The 13,453-nt window shown below is 39.3% G+C and carries 13 protein-coding genes; 8 read left to right on the top strand and 5 right to left on the bottom strand.

Going from position 1 to position 13,453, the window contains the following annotated elements:
• The first annotated feature begins 12 nt into the window (after positions 1–12).
• Both atpA and atpG read left to right on the top strand, forming a co-directional pair.
• The gene (gene atpA / locus ACYZ0U_RS06685) at positions 13–1,587 is read left to right on the top strand and encodes a F0F1 ATP synthase subunit alpha (RefSeq protein ID WP_461451124.1); all 1,575 of its coding nucleotides are present in this window, start codon (positions 13–15) and stop codon (positions 1,585–1,587) included.
• A gap of 131 nt (positions 1,588–1,718) precedes the next feature.
• Positions 1,719–2,612 (top strand): ATP synthase F1 subunit gamma, encoded by an 894-nt coding sequence (atpG, locus tag ACYZ0U_RS06680; protein WP_461451122.1) that lies wholly within the window; start codon positions 1,719–1,721, stop codon positions 2,610–2,612.
• A gap of 229 nt (positions 2,613–2,841) precedes the next feature.
• Here the strand turns inward: atpG and ACYZ0U_RS06675 are convergent, their stop codons facing one another.
• Complete coding sequence (locus ACYZ0U_RS06675) at positions 2,842–3,270, bottom strand: hypothetical protein (protein ID WP_461451120.1); 429 nt, start codon at positions 3,268–3,270, stop codon at positions 2,842–2,844.
• Positions 3,271–3,393: 123 nt separating this feature from the next.
• Entirely contained in the window at positions 3,394–3,576 is a 183-nt protein-coding gene (locus ACYZ0U_RS06670; protein WP_461451118.1) for a hypothetical protein, read from the bottom strand.
• A 252-nt stretch (positions 3,577–3,828) separates the two neighbouring features.
• Here ACYZ0U_RS06670 and ACYZ0U_RS06665 point away from each other — a divergent pair, with 252 nt between their 5' ends.
• The 6 genes from ACYZ0U_RS06665 to ACYZ0U_RS06640 all read left to right on the top strand — a co-directional run bounded on the left by ACYZ0U_RS06665 (position 3,829) and on the right by ACYZ0U_RS06640 (position 7,232).
• Complete coding sequence (locus tag ACYZ0U_RS06665; RefSeq protein ID WP_461451116.1) at positions 3,829–4,521, top strand: S24 family peptidase; 693 nt, start codon at positions 3,829–3,831, stop codon at positions 4,519–4,521.
• 55 nt (positions 4,522–4,576) lie between these two features.
• Positions 4,577–5,068, top strand: coding sequence for a hypothetical protein (locus ACYZ0U_RS06660; RefSeq protein ID WP_461451114.1), 492 nt, complete (start codon positions 4,577–4,579; stop codon positions 5,066–5,068).
• Positions 5,069–5,125: 57 nt separating this feature from the next.
• Positions 5,126–5,626, top strand: a complete 501-nt coding sequence (locus ACYZ0U_RS06655) for a GNAT family N-acetyltransferase (RefSeq protein WP_461451112.1) — start codon at positions 5,126–5,128, stop codon at positions 5,624–5,626.
• Between the two features lie 326 nt (positions 5,627–5,952).
• Entirely contained in the window at positions 5,953–6,246 is a 294-nt protein-coding gene (locus ACYZ0U_RS06650) for a hypothetical protein (RefSeq protein ID WP_461451110.1), read from the top strand.
• 163 nt (positions 6,247–6,409) lie between these two features.
• Complete coding sequence (locus ACYZ0U_RS06645; RefSeq protein ID WP_461451108.1) at positions 6,410–6,805, top strand: hypothetical protein; 396 nt, start codon at positions 6,410–6,412, stop codon at positions 6,803–6,805.
• 64 nt (positions 6,806–6,869) lie between these two features.
• Positions 6,870–7,232: a hypothetical protein gene (locus tag ACYZ0U_RS06640; RefSeq protein WP_461451106.1), complete on the top strand. Its 363-nt coding sequence runs from the start codon at positions 6,870–6,872 to the stop codon at positions 7,230–7,232.
• Between the two features lie 13 nt (positions 7,233–7,245).
• On the opposite strand, the gene ACYZ0U_RS06635 is transcribed toward ACYZ0U_RS06640, so the two are convergent.
• The 3 genes from ACYZ0U_RS06635 to ACYZ0U_RS06625 all read right to left on the bottom strand — a co-directional run bounded on the left by ACYZ0U_RS06635 (position 7,246) and on the right by ACYZ0U_RS06625 (position 13,113).
• Complete coding sequence (locus ACYZ0U_RS06635) at positions 7,246–7,473, bottom strand: hypothetical protein (protein WP_461451104.1); 228 nt, start codon at positions 7,471–7,473, stop codon at positions 7,246–7,248.
• Between the two features lie 161 nt (positions 7,474–7,634).
• Complete coding sequence (locus tag ACYZ0U_RS06630) at positions 7,635–7,889, bottom strand: hypothetical protein (RefSeq protein WP_461451102.1); 255 nt, start codon at positions 7,887–7,889, stop codon at positions 7,635–7,637.
• A 13-nt stretch (positions 7,890–7,902) separates the two neighbouring features.
• Positions 7,903–13,113 (bottom strand): LamG-like jellyroll fold domain-containing protein, encoded by a 5,211-nt coding sequence (locus ACYZ0U_RS06625; RefSeq protein WP_461451100.1) that lies wholly within the window; start codon positions 13,111–13,113, stop codon positions 7,903–7,905.
• Between the last annotated feature and the right edge of the window lie 340 nt (positions 13,114–13,453).

Here is a 13,453-nt window from a genome sequence, read left to right as displayed (position 1 = left end):
AAAATTTAAAAAATGGTAGAGGTAAGACCAGATGAAGTATCAGCAATATTGCGCCAGCAATTGTCGGGCTTCAAGTCAGAATCTGAATTAGAAGAAGTAGGTACCGTGCTCCAGGTGGGTGATGGTATAGCCCGTGTTTATGGGTTAACTAAAGTACAATCAGGCGAGTTAGTTGAATTTGCTGATGGCCTGCAAGGCATCGTGCTTAACCTTGAAGAAGACAACGTAGGTGTTGTATTACTGGGTCAGTCGGACAACGTAAAAGAAGGCGACACGGTAACACGTACCAAAAAGATCGCTTCAATTAACGTTGGCGAAGGCATGCTTGGCCGTGTTGTAAACACTTTAGGCGAGCCTATCGACGGAAAAGGACCGATCACCGGTAAAACTTATGAAATGCCTATCGAGCGTAAAGCTCCGGGTGTTATCTATCGCCAGCCGGTAACTGAGCCTTTGCAAACAGGTATCAAGGCTATCGATGCGATGATCCCAATTGGCCGCGGACAACGTGAGCTGGTAATTGGGGACCGCCAAACCGGTAAAACTGCGGTTTGTATAGATACCATTATCAACCAAAAAGAATTTTATGCAGCCGGTAAACCGGTTTATTGTATATACGTAGCTTGCGGCCAAAAAGCTTCAACTGTTGCGAACATCGTTCGTACATTAGAAGAAAACGGCGCTATGGCTTACTCAGTAGTAGTTGCTGCAACCGCTGCCGACCCTGCTCCTATGCAGTTCTTCGCGCCATTTGCCGGTGCTGCTATTGGTGAGTTTTTCCGTGATACAGGACGCCCTGCTCTGATCGTTTATGATGATCTTTCAAAACAGGCGGTTGCTTACCGTGAGGTTTCATTATTATTACGTCGCCCACCAGGCCGTGAGGCTTATCCTGGTGACGTGTTTTACCTGCACAGCCGTTTATTAGAGCGTGCCGCTAAGATCAACCAGAATGATTCTATCGCTGCAGAAATGAACGATCTACCTGAATCATTAAGAGAGGTTGTAAAAGGTGGTGGTTCATTAACCGCATTGCCTATCATCGAAACACAAGCAGGTGACGTATCGGCGTATATCCCAACTAACGTGATCTCGATCACTGACGGACAGATATTCCTGGAGTCTAACTTATTCAACGCGGGTGTTCGTCCGGCTATTAACGTAGGTATCTCGGTATCACGTGTAGGTGGTAACGCGCAGATCAAATCAATGAAAAAAGTTGCAGGTACCTTAAAGCTTGACCAGGCGCAATACCGCGAGCTTGAAGCCTTCTCAAAATTTGGATCTGATTTGGACGCGACAACTAAAACTGTATTGGATAAAGGTGCCCGTAACGTGGAGATCCTTAAACAAGGCCAGTTTTCACCGGTAACAGTTGAAAAACAAGTTGCAATTATTTACTTAGGTACTAAGAATTTAATGCGTAACGTGCCTGTTAAGGACATCCGTACATTTGAAAAAGAATTCACTGACCAGTTACAAGAGCGTCACCCTGAAACTTTAGCAGCTTTAAAAGCTGGTAAGTTTGATGACACAATCACCGGCGTACTGGAAACAGTAGCTAAGGAACTGGCAGGAAAATACTAATATTAGATTTGAGATATTAGATGTGAGATTTGAGACAATAGCACATCTAATATTTATAAGAATGAGTTTGGATATTAAGACGGGGAGAAATCTCATATCTCATATCTCACATCTCACATCTCAAAAAAAGAATGGCTAATTTAAAAGAAGTAAGAAACAGGATAGCATCGGTAAGCTCAACACAGCAGATCACTAAGGCCATGAAAATGGTTTCGGCTGCTAAGTTAAAGCGTGCTACCAACGCAATTATAGCTTTACGCCCTTACGCAAACAAGCTTAAAGAACTGCTGGCAAACCTGTCTGCAAGTTTGGAAGAAGGTTCATCACCTTTTTTCCAGGAGCGTGAGCCTAAAAAAGTGTTGGTGGTTGTAGTAAACTCTAACCGTGGTTTAGCTGGTGCATTCAACATGAATGCTATTAAAACCGCCAATAACCTTATTGCCGAAAAATACAGCAACCAGCTTCACGCGGGTAATGTATCAATAGTTGCAATTGGTAAAAAAGCACAGGAATACTACCAAAGGCGCAAATACAATGTTATTGGCAACAATAACGATGTGTACCTGGAGCTTAACTTTCAGAATGTTTCAAAAATAACTGAAGCAATTATGGAAGGCTTTTTAAAAGGCCAGTATGACAGGGTTGAATTGGTTTATAACCAGTTCCGTAATGCTGCTGTTCAGATTTTGGTGGCTGAGCAATTATTACCGGTTCCAAAGCCGGAAAAACCTGTTGAAAATAAAGATAAAACAACCACACAGGTTGATTACATTTTAGAGCCATCGAAAGAAGAGATTGTTGAACAGTTGATCCCTAAAAATATTAAGATCCAGCTTTATAAAGCCGTATTAGATTCGCATGCATCTGAGCATGGCGCACGTATGACGGCGATGGATAAAGCGACTGACAACGCCGGTGAATTATTGAAGGCATTAAAACTTTCGTACAACCAGGCACGCCAGGCAGCCATCACTACAGAGCTTACAGAAATTGTGAGCGGTGCAGCAGCTTTAACAGGCGCATAAGCTTGATTAAAATAACTTTTTAAAAGCCGGAGAATATTTCTTCGGCTTTTTTGTTTTTGGGGATATTCCGCTCTTAACTCGTCATTGCTGAAGAGGAACGACGTGGCAATCCCCTACTTTGCATGGTTACGACTCTGTAAGTAAGGGATTGCCACGCTTCGCCCGCAATGACGATGTGGAAATAGATTCTGAAATAAATAAATCAATTATGCCAATTGGCATAATTGATTTAAACAAAAAGCATTTCATCGTTGCTGCCATCATATACCTCAGTTTCCACCAGTTGGGTAAGTATTGATTTCAGCATCGATTCTCTTGCCCATTGTTGCTCGGTTGTGCTGGCATCTTCCTGGTACCATTTGATGGGTTTATTGATCTCTATTCTATCCTTGTAAACATATTTTTTAGTCGGATGAACCTTGGTGCCTTCGTAGCTATTCAGGTTTTCAGTTTTAATTACTTTGGCAAATTGCTTAAGCGGGATATCCACCTGCAAACAATCATCAAGCGAGTTTTTAAAATCATGTTTGTCTTCCAGCCAAAGGATTAGTATTTCGCCATTGATCTCGTGGTCGGCAATGCAGATGCGGCTGTAATTGTAGTCAACAGTTATGATGAGCCACCATAGCTGGTTTTTTAGTTTTTGTGTTAGTTTCATTAAGTATAGTGTATTTATTATCAGGCAACTATTATCATTTGGGATGTAGAAAGTAAAAAGTAAATAGCATAAGTATCCGCCCGGAAAAAATCCTGATACTTGATACTACGTATTTGATACTTTCTATCTAAATGCCGGTGTCCATCCCGGGAAGTACTTTTGGATCTCAGCGATCTCGCGTTGGTATTTGCTACAGGTGGCCTGGTAAGCCTGGTAGCGTAAATGGACTTCGTTTGATTGTGATTCGGCTTGTTTGGTTGCACCATGCTGGCTGGCAGCTTGCAGTGCGGAATAGGCAATATACATGGCTTAGGTTGTGTTATAATTCTTTCTTCGTCTTATCTTTCCCGTGTTTCTGTATCTATTATTTCTTTTATCCGGGGTGTATTGCATAATTATAAAGCAATGAGCAATTTATTTGGATTATTTCTTTAATTTCTTTATAAAACATTTGGATTATCTATTTATTAAGTATAATTTAGCGTTGTTTGACAATATAAATATAAAGAAATATCTGTATTAAATTAAAGAATTGTTGAAAACTTATTTGGATACGCGATGGAAGATCACTCAAAACCAACCAAAATTAAAAAGATACGCCCGGAGACACTGGAGTTCATTATTCTATATAATCAATTGAAAGGCAGGGCATTTTCAGGGAATATTCAATTGGCAGAAGCGCTGGGATTTAACTCAACAGCATCTATAACAGAGATCATTAAAAGCCGGCAAAATATCGACCCGGAAAAACTTAGGAGATTTAAAGAAATTTATAAAGATTATCTTACTCCGCAAAAACCCACTGAAAATACTGTAATACAACAAGCAGAACCGGGCATCCCGATGTACGAAATTATCGCGACAGCCTCTGGCGTCGAAGTTTATAATGACATCAATGACACCCAAAGCGTAGGCCGAATGAATTTCCCGGGAATAGAGGAATGTGACTTCGCTTTACCGGTTTGGGGACATAGCATGTATCCTTATCTCGAGAACGGCTGCTGGGTGGCGTTAAAGATCATCCATGATAAAAAAATATTACCCGGCGAGGTGTATTATATTGAGTGGGGAGATTACCGTATGTATAAACGCCTGCTTCCAGGTGATAACCCGGATGAAGTGATCGCCCACTCGGATAATATTACAGAAATGAGTGGCAACCGTTTAAAGTACGCTCCGTTTGTGGTAAAAATAGACGAGATCAAGAAGCTTTGCCTGGTTAAAGATATTCACAAAAAGCACAATCATTAAGGCGAAAGCCGTTCAGTAAGAATTACTATATTTATTAAATCCTAAAATCAACACTATGCCGCCAGAGGTTGTCAAATTCATGTACAGCAGAAAGTCAGGTTATGCAGCTCTTGCGCTTCTGATTATACTTATACTGTTATTGCTAAAAACCTCCATTAGCAATTACTTGGCGCATGATATGTTAGGGACAAGCATATTCGGCGTATTTATCTTGTTCCTGCTTTTTCTTTTGGGATTGATGATCGTAAGCAGATTGGCACCTGCTTTAAAGGGCGAGGTTGCACTTGAGCTTGACGAGAACGGCTTTAAAGATTACATCCGTAACATTATTCTGGATTGGAAAGATATTGAGGACATAGGGCTAAAACCGGGGCGCAGTTCAGCCATGCTGATTTTCGAATTAAAATTTGATTCCGATTTTGGCAAACAGGTGTTTGTTTCATTAAGGTGGGTTGATGGCAGGGACCAGGAGATCTACAAAAAGGTATTGGATTATTTTGATGCTGTAGAGGGTATTGAACGGGTTTATGATGAGGAAGGCCAGTGAGGTTTAAAATTACATTTCGTTTAATTTTCGCATTATCCGAATGATTATTTTCGTGCCATGCTTATCCGCCTTGCTACACTTGAAGATATTGAACCTGTAATGGAACTGGTTGCCGGTGTTGTCCCGGTAATGCAGGCATCAGGCAATTTTCAATGGGATCATACTTATCCTAATGCCGAAGTGTTTAAAAAAGATGTTGAATTGAGCCAGCTTTGGGTTGCCGAAATTGATGGTGAAATAGGCGGCGTTACTGCTATAACAACCGATCAAAATACTGAATATGCCACTATTGGCTGGGATATAAACGAAACCGCCATTGTTACCCATCGCCTTGCTGTAAGTGTTAACCATCGCCGAATGGGGATTGCGGAGAATTTATTAAAGCAAGCAGAGCTGGTTGCAAAATACCGTGGCATAAACATCTTAAGAATTGACACCAACAGTAACAATAAAGCTACCCGCATATTATTTCCTAAGCTGGGTTATGAATTTGCAGGTGAAATCACATTATCCTTTAGGCCAAATCTTCGTTTTTACTGTTACGAAAAGTTGATTTAAATTTATCAAATTAAATAGCTGTAAATGAAGTGTTGTGTAATTAAGCTTTAAAAATGCTTCGTTTTATAGAATTTAGGTTCAAAAAATCTAATATCTACTGTAAAAAATCAGAGGATTTCGACTAATTGCTCAGTTACAAGCTAAATAGTTGATAACAAAATAATATTTTAGATATAGATTTTTTATTTTTCGAGCCTCATAACGAAATTTTTATTAAAAATTCAGCAAAGCGCTATTTTATAAAATCTTATCTATTTTATTTACGTTATTAGTGTTAAGAATTCATCAAATTCTTATTACCAATTAGTTTAATAAATTATAGAAAAATGGATAGCAAATTAATATATATAATCATTACAATTATTGCGGCGATAGCTATTGTTGAGTTTTACAAAAGAGAACAAAACCGAGTTACATCAAATTTACATACTGATAATTTAAGGCAACTACTTACAATTACGGCTCTTGAATATCAATTTGACCGATGGAGCCCGGTAAATGAAAATGAAAGAAAGACCATTGAGAGTAAGATTTTGCAATTGGTTAACAGTTATGAAAAAGGAGAAATACGTAGTTCTACGTTTCAATATAAAATGGATCGTTTAGTTAAAAAATTATAACACGCTATCTTATTGTTATTAGAGCGGCTATAGGCCGCTTTTTTTGTTTAATCAAATTCGCCTGCATTTATCGAAACACCTCCAAGTGCTTTTCCGTATAATATTAAAAGCAAGATGCAATTTACCATGCATCTCATTTAATATTAAATAACGGGCTCAGGAAATGGAAAGCATTGTGATATTATTAATATCGGCAACAACAATATTATTCTTAATACTAAAATTTGATACTAAACAGAATCAAAAAGTAAAAGGCATTTTAAAAAAAACAAATAATATCCAACCTTTATTTTTGCAACGCGCTGTTGAACAAAAGTTAAACAAACTTTATAACAGCATATACGGCGACATTTCGCCAAGCAGCATAAATGGACCGATTACCGGCAGGGTAAACCTTAACGAAGGCGCAAGGCAACTATTGGCTGAACAGCTTATTATATTGATTAATCAATATAATAACGGTGAAATAGCATTAACGCATTATAACACAAAGCTTAATAATTTAATAATTAGCATTAACCAGGTTAAGCATATGAATTTTGAACAGATCAAATCCTGATCTGCAACAATCGTAACAAGTAATTTTCTCTTTTATACCTACATTGTTTATTATTGCATCAGTTATGACTGATGAAGCAGTAATAAGGCGTTTAAAAGTAATTGTAAAAGAACATGGTGGCCAACTTGGTTTAGCTAACACCATTGGCGTTGATCAGGGTTTTATCAGTAAGGTGATCAACCGTAAACAGGAAATGAGTTATTACCTCATCCGCAAGCTTTGTTTTCAATTAAAGTATTCACCAGAGTGGCTTATTTTAGGTTCAGGCGATAAGATTATTAATAAACCCGACTCCACAAAGCTAATTACTGAGATACAGATGTTACGCACTGAGGTTGATATTTTGCATGCACGTATGCGGGCATATGAAATTGAACTTCAAGAAATAAAAAGTGAAAATTCCGCTAGGAATCAAAAGGCGGGATAATGCCTGCAATTTACTACCAACTAATTAGTGGCTCCGACTCTTTAACAGTACCAATTCTTCTTTTATGAAGAGAAATACCTATTGAGCAAATTATCATGCTTATAATTATAGTTGTAGCTATTATTATATCGCCAACTGAAACAGAACCTTTAGCACCTTCAAATAAAATACCTGCCTTAGGTATAACTAACCCTATTAAAGGGAACATTAAAAAAATTCTGAATATTACAATCTCTTCCATCTTTCATCAATATTACCTTACTACAAATAGTTTGGCTAATTGTTTGATGATTTTATTAAAAAACAAGTTATTTTATAAATAATTGTAAATAAGCATAATAAAAACCTAGGATATAATATAGCCAGTCTAGAAGCTACCCGACAAGTAAAATATTTACCGATTTATCTCGGCTGCTGTACAGGCTTTTTACGGCTGAGGCTAATTGCGCCCAATACTACCGCACCAATAACAAGCACCCAAACCCACGTATCAAGCGGGCATACGGTACTGTTGCCTGTAACGCCACCATTAAAATCGCACGGGTTAGGATCATTACTAGGTCCCTGGCCAAAAATTAATGTTGGGCATAATAATAGTACCAGAATAAAAATTAAAGTTAATTTTTTCTTGAGTTTATAATAACTGCTCTTACACATTACCATTCTTAATTTAGTTTTTTATAAATTTTGATTTAGCCAGCACATTGTCATTAACATCTTTCAGCACAATCACATATACACCTTCTTTATAATTACTTACATCCTGCGTCCAGTTAAATGTATTTAATGTACGCTCAATCATCAGCATACCTGCGCTGTTGTAAATATTTGCCGTGTAGGTTGATGGTGTTTGCGGGGTTGAATTTACTAATATATTAATAATATCACTTGCCGGATTTGGATAAATACTGAATAACCCACCCGACGAAACATTGCTATAGCCTATTGTTACTATTTGCGAGTAAGTAACATTTCCAAGTGCATCAGTTTGAGCCAGGCGGTAAATATTATTACCAACAACAGGGTTAGTATCAATATAACTGTAATTGCTAACGTTTGTGCTTTGCGTGCTGTATATCGTGTTAAAGGTACTGTTGGCAGCTTCCTTTTGTAAAGAGAAACCTGTGTAATTTCCGGTATTATTAGCCATCCAATTTAACTGCACTCCTTTGGTTATTTTTTGCCCGCCGAAAGTTAATAGTTGATAAGGTGGCAGTTGTTTTAACTCTATTACCAAATCAAAACGGTTAGCACCATAGGATGCTGTATCGGTGGTTACACTTAATGGATAACTCTTGGTCTGTAATAAGTTAACAGAATCCTTTAGATAATGATCGCGCAGGTAAACGTTATACAAGGTATCTATATTTTTGATATCAGCAAGGCTGAGGGAATAATTGCCGTAGCTTGCAGCTGAAACATATAGCTTAACCACTTTTCCTTTACTATAATCACCGAGCTGGTTAATGCTGAGGCGTTGGTGATCTGATGAATAGCTGGATAAGTATACAGATGTACCATCAAGATCCAATCCATCTTCGCTCTGCACATATTTATCACTCCATGTAGGGCTGAAATAAATACCTGTTTGCGTGTAGATCAGGCTGTCCTGGTTAAGCTGAAGATGTAAACCTGAAAGTCCTGTAGGCAGCATTGCCGAAGCCGTGATTACCGGGGTTTTTGATTTTTGATTCAACAATAATGGTGGCGAAGTTGATGAGGTTAATTGTACAACAGCTTTTTCCGTTTCTTTAAAAGATATGCTTTGACCTGCAGCGCTTGCATGCACAAAAAATCCTTGTCCGCTGGCTATGTAACGGCCTGCCGTAGCTGCCGATGTAGCTCCCGATGAGGCATTATAACTTTGATAGGCGCCATTTGGTGCCTGCAGCTCATCAAAAACGGATGTAACAGAAGTTGAATTATCAGCATAAAATGCATTTAGATCTATTGTAGAAGCATAAGGATTACCAATTTGATGCAAACCCGGAACAGTTGCTCCTGTTGTGGCTATAGGCGTATAACTCATCGTTTGGCTGCTGGTAACGCCGTTAGTTACGTAAACCGGTATTGTACCCTGGTTGAGCGTGCCACTGGCAACAACTGTTGATCCATGAGGGGTTACGGTGGTAAGCGCATCGCCGGCGGCTGTATTGCCAACATAATAAACCAGGTAAGCATTACCCACCGGCACAAGAATAGGGCTATTTTGAGTTCTTGCAACGTTAGGTTGTAAAGTAACGACACTATAGGTCGGCGTATTACCGTAAATGGAGTTGATACCGACGTTCTCGCCACCTGTATATTGAATATGATTTACAGGCCGTGTTTCGTCAAATAAGTACATCAGCGGGTTTGTAGTGGTTAGTGTAAACCCGCCGGCGGTCCCGGTTGGTCCACCGGTTATCATATTGGCTGTTAAATAATGAAGATCAATATTGGCCTGTGTGCTGGTTTGATTTACTACCCCACTAATATTTACCGGTGAAGATAAAAAGCGATACCCCCTGTAACCTGTACCTCCGTCAATATAACGTTCTACATTAACAATGCCGTTCACCTGGCTGCCTGATGGGATAGAATAAAAGTTTGCCGTACCCGATACATTTGATTTCAGAGTAAGCGTGGCGGCAGCATCAACAGTTAAATTGTTCGAGGAAAGATTAATGCCGCTGTAAATATTAGTTTGCCCGCCAACCAGTTCAGTATTGCCGCCAGTATTACCGGCAACAAAATTAGCCAGGTTCATTTGGCTACCCGCAACGCCATAAAAATATTGTGTGGGATAATGGCTTCCTGCAAAGCCAACGCCCCCGGTTGTAGCTGCTGTGATCGCGCCTCCGGAACCGGTAGCTGAAGAAAGTATTCCGCCGGTACCATTTCCCGCGTAAATATGGCATAACACATATAATGCATTACCATACAGATACATACTTGCGTTAGGTGCCAATGTTAATGAATTTACAGAAAAACTTGTATTAAAGTTTGGCAGAATTAAAGGGTAAGTACCACCACTTACATATATACTTGCAGTACCGTCATAGGGAGGTGTTTTGTTTAAACTACCGGTTATGTATTTTGTTGCAACAGTATCACCAACACAACCTTCAAAATACCAATTATTCGCGCTTGTAGGGTCAGATGTACCTGTTGAGTTTCCGATCCAGGCATAAGTAACCGAACCGCCTATGGCATAAACATTAGCGGGCGATACCTCTCCTATTGTAGTACTAACCACAGTACATTTAGTTGGTGCTTTCTGGTTAAGAAATTCAGCTTGTATCCAATCTGCCGATTTAGCGTTTGAAGATATCCTCACCTCGTCCATTAAGCCATATAAATAGTTACCCGCAGTAAAATCCGACCCGATAGAAAGATTTTCTCCGTTGATGCCTGACGGCGCGCCTGCAGATGAATTATTTAAACTACCATCGAGGTATGAATAAAATGTACCTGTAGAATTATCGTAAACACCCTGAACATACCGCCAAGCATTGGTGCTTTTAACAGCTGTTTGCGATGTTGAGCTGCTCCTGTCCAAAGTAACGGCACCGCTATTGGCACGTGTTTCAACTTCGGGATATACAGTAGTCGCTGTATTTCCATACAAACCTGATTTATAACCACCTCCGGTGTACTGGCTTTCATTAGTTACTATTTTATAATCATAAGAGCCGGAACCCGGGTTTGACGTCGGATAAGAAGTAGGCTCAACCCAGGCAGATAGCGTAAATGAACCGGCTAAATTGGTATTTATTGCCTGCGTTGTCATTTGGGCATCAGTTTTCCCACCCGCAGCTGAGAAAATGTACGCCCCCCCAATTTGCCCTGTAGATGATGTACAATCCCTTTGTGTGGCGTTGTTCCCGTTAATGGTTGCGTCAATAATTGTCCCCCCGTTGCCTGCGGCTTCATCAAAATGATAAACTTCCTGGTAATCGCTCGCCCAGGTGCCTTGGGTAAAAGTAGTTGGGTGGTTTGGCGTGTTGGAACCAAAGTAAAAATTCACTGCCACTGCACCAGCCTGTAATGTTGGCAAATTTACCCAGGCCAATAAGGTTCCTGTAGCAGGGTTATAACTTTCTACCTGGTAAAACAACTCTGTGGTGCTGCCGTTAAGCGTAAAAGCAAAATCATACCCTGTGCCGGCGGGGCCGTTTGGATATTTTATATTATCGGTACAAACCGAATCGGTTTTTAATGCTTTTTCTTGTATGTAAAGTAAATAAGGAAAATTGTTAAGCGTAGTGCTTACCTGCATAAAATTACCGTTATTCAAAGTTATAGCCTGTGAAAAACCATAAGCAGCATTATTAACGTTTTGACTGCATGCAATAGTAAATGTTGCAGGTGCAGATGTACCTATTGAATTTGATGCCGTAACAGTGTAAGTGGTAGGGCCGAAAAAAACTGTAGGCGTACCTGTAACTTGCCCGTTAACCGGGTTAAATGATAAACCGGTAGGCAAATTACTGTTAATGGTGTAGCCACCGGTTAAAACTGCTTTAACAATGTAATTGGTACCTGTATTAGCAACGTACATAATGTTATTAGGATCGATGCTTACACCGCTTGGACCGCTCAAGCCAGAAAGCACCACTGCTATTGACCCGCTTGGCTGATATTCCTGTATTACGCTGTTGCCATAATCCGCTATGTAAATATCACCATAAGCATCAGCAAATAAATTTCTTGGGTTCTTTAAACTGGTTGCAACGGTTGATGCAACTGTTCCGCCGCTCACGCCATTTGTAATTTTAAGTAAGGTAGTTGATGTACTTATAGAAACGAAGATATTACCGGATGGATCAATAGCAATACCATAAGCTCCTGTTATTGATACACCTGTAGTAGTTATCGCCACAGCCGTATAACCTGTAGCTGAACCTGCCGGTATTTTCCAAACCTTGTTGTTTGATACTACATAGGCGTTATTGTTGTAATCAAATGCAATACCTAATGGGGCTGTTAAGGTATATGAAGCGATCAAGCCCCCGGATATACTATATTTATATACCTTATTAGCCGTGTTATCAGATACCCAAACAAATCCTTCGCCATCAACGGCAACTTCCTGTGGAGCAGATGTACCTGTTGTAGTCGCTATGGAGCCGCCGGCAGCCGCTGAGGTATAAGCGTATATTGATTTACCTGTTGAGCTTGCTGTATAAACATCGCCGTCACCATCAGTTGCTACGCCGTACGGAGATGCAGTAACTGCCACAAAATTTGTTATGGCTCCATAACCCACGGTGGTTCCTACTGCAGTACCCGTATTTGTAGGCGACAATGTTGAGATTGCCGTATTTATAAGATATGTTGCCGGTGAGGTATATGATATGACCGGTGGTGACGACAGTGTAAGTACCGGACCGGTTTCATTTGTAACGTTAGCACCGTTAACTTGTTTAAGTGTTAAGCTAAATGTGTTGGATGATGCCGGCGAATTGTCGTAAAAATCCGCTACTATAAAAAAATAGTAGGTACTATTATTAGGTATAGTTTGCCCCACATTGGTAACAGTGATAGTGGTTGCCGCGGTTGTAGTAAAAACTATACCGCCGCCGGTAATAGCAGTTGCGCTTGCAAAGCTATTTGTAGTACTTACGTAAACCTGGAAGTTGGTAAAATAAGTACCTATGTTTGCACCTGCTGGTGAAGTAGTTGTACTTGAAAAATTGAAGGAATTTATGCCAGTATTGCCACCAGTACTTTTTACACTAAAACCTAATATACCCAAGCCTGTTTGATTATTGGTAAGCGTTCCGGATGCTAAACCTGTAGTTGAAGCAGTACCTAAGGTAAGTGCCGCATTAGCTTTCCCTAATCCCAGGAAAAGGAAACCGCTTATAAATAAAAGTTTTAATAGTTGTGTTTTCAAATCTTAACAAATTAAATCAACATAGCTAAACTATCCACAGCCTTTATACGAAGTAATAATGATTAGGTTATACTATAAATAGTATCGTTAGCCTCAAAATTTAATAAAAGTATGTAATCACAAAAAAGCAACATACTTTATTAATCCACATTTTATATGATACCTGATACTATTTACGCAGGGTACGACAAATTCGATTTTTTCTATTTATTTATAATTAACTTTTTAACCTTCATGGTTCTTATTTCATCAGAAAAGAAATAAATCTGAAGTCAAATTTTGTTTTCGTAACACCCGTCCCAAAAATCATTGTTGATAATTATTTAATTATAAATCTCAA

The sequence above is a fragment of the Mucilaginibacter sp. genome (assembly GCF_965225845.1).
Lineage (GTDB): Bacteria > Bacteroidota > Bacteroidia > Sphingobacteriales > Sphingobacteriaceae > Mucilaginibacter.
Note: the sequence above shows the minus strand (reverse complement) of the source record. Positions and strands in the feature narration are given on the sequence as shown.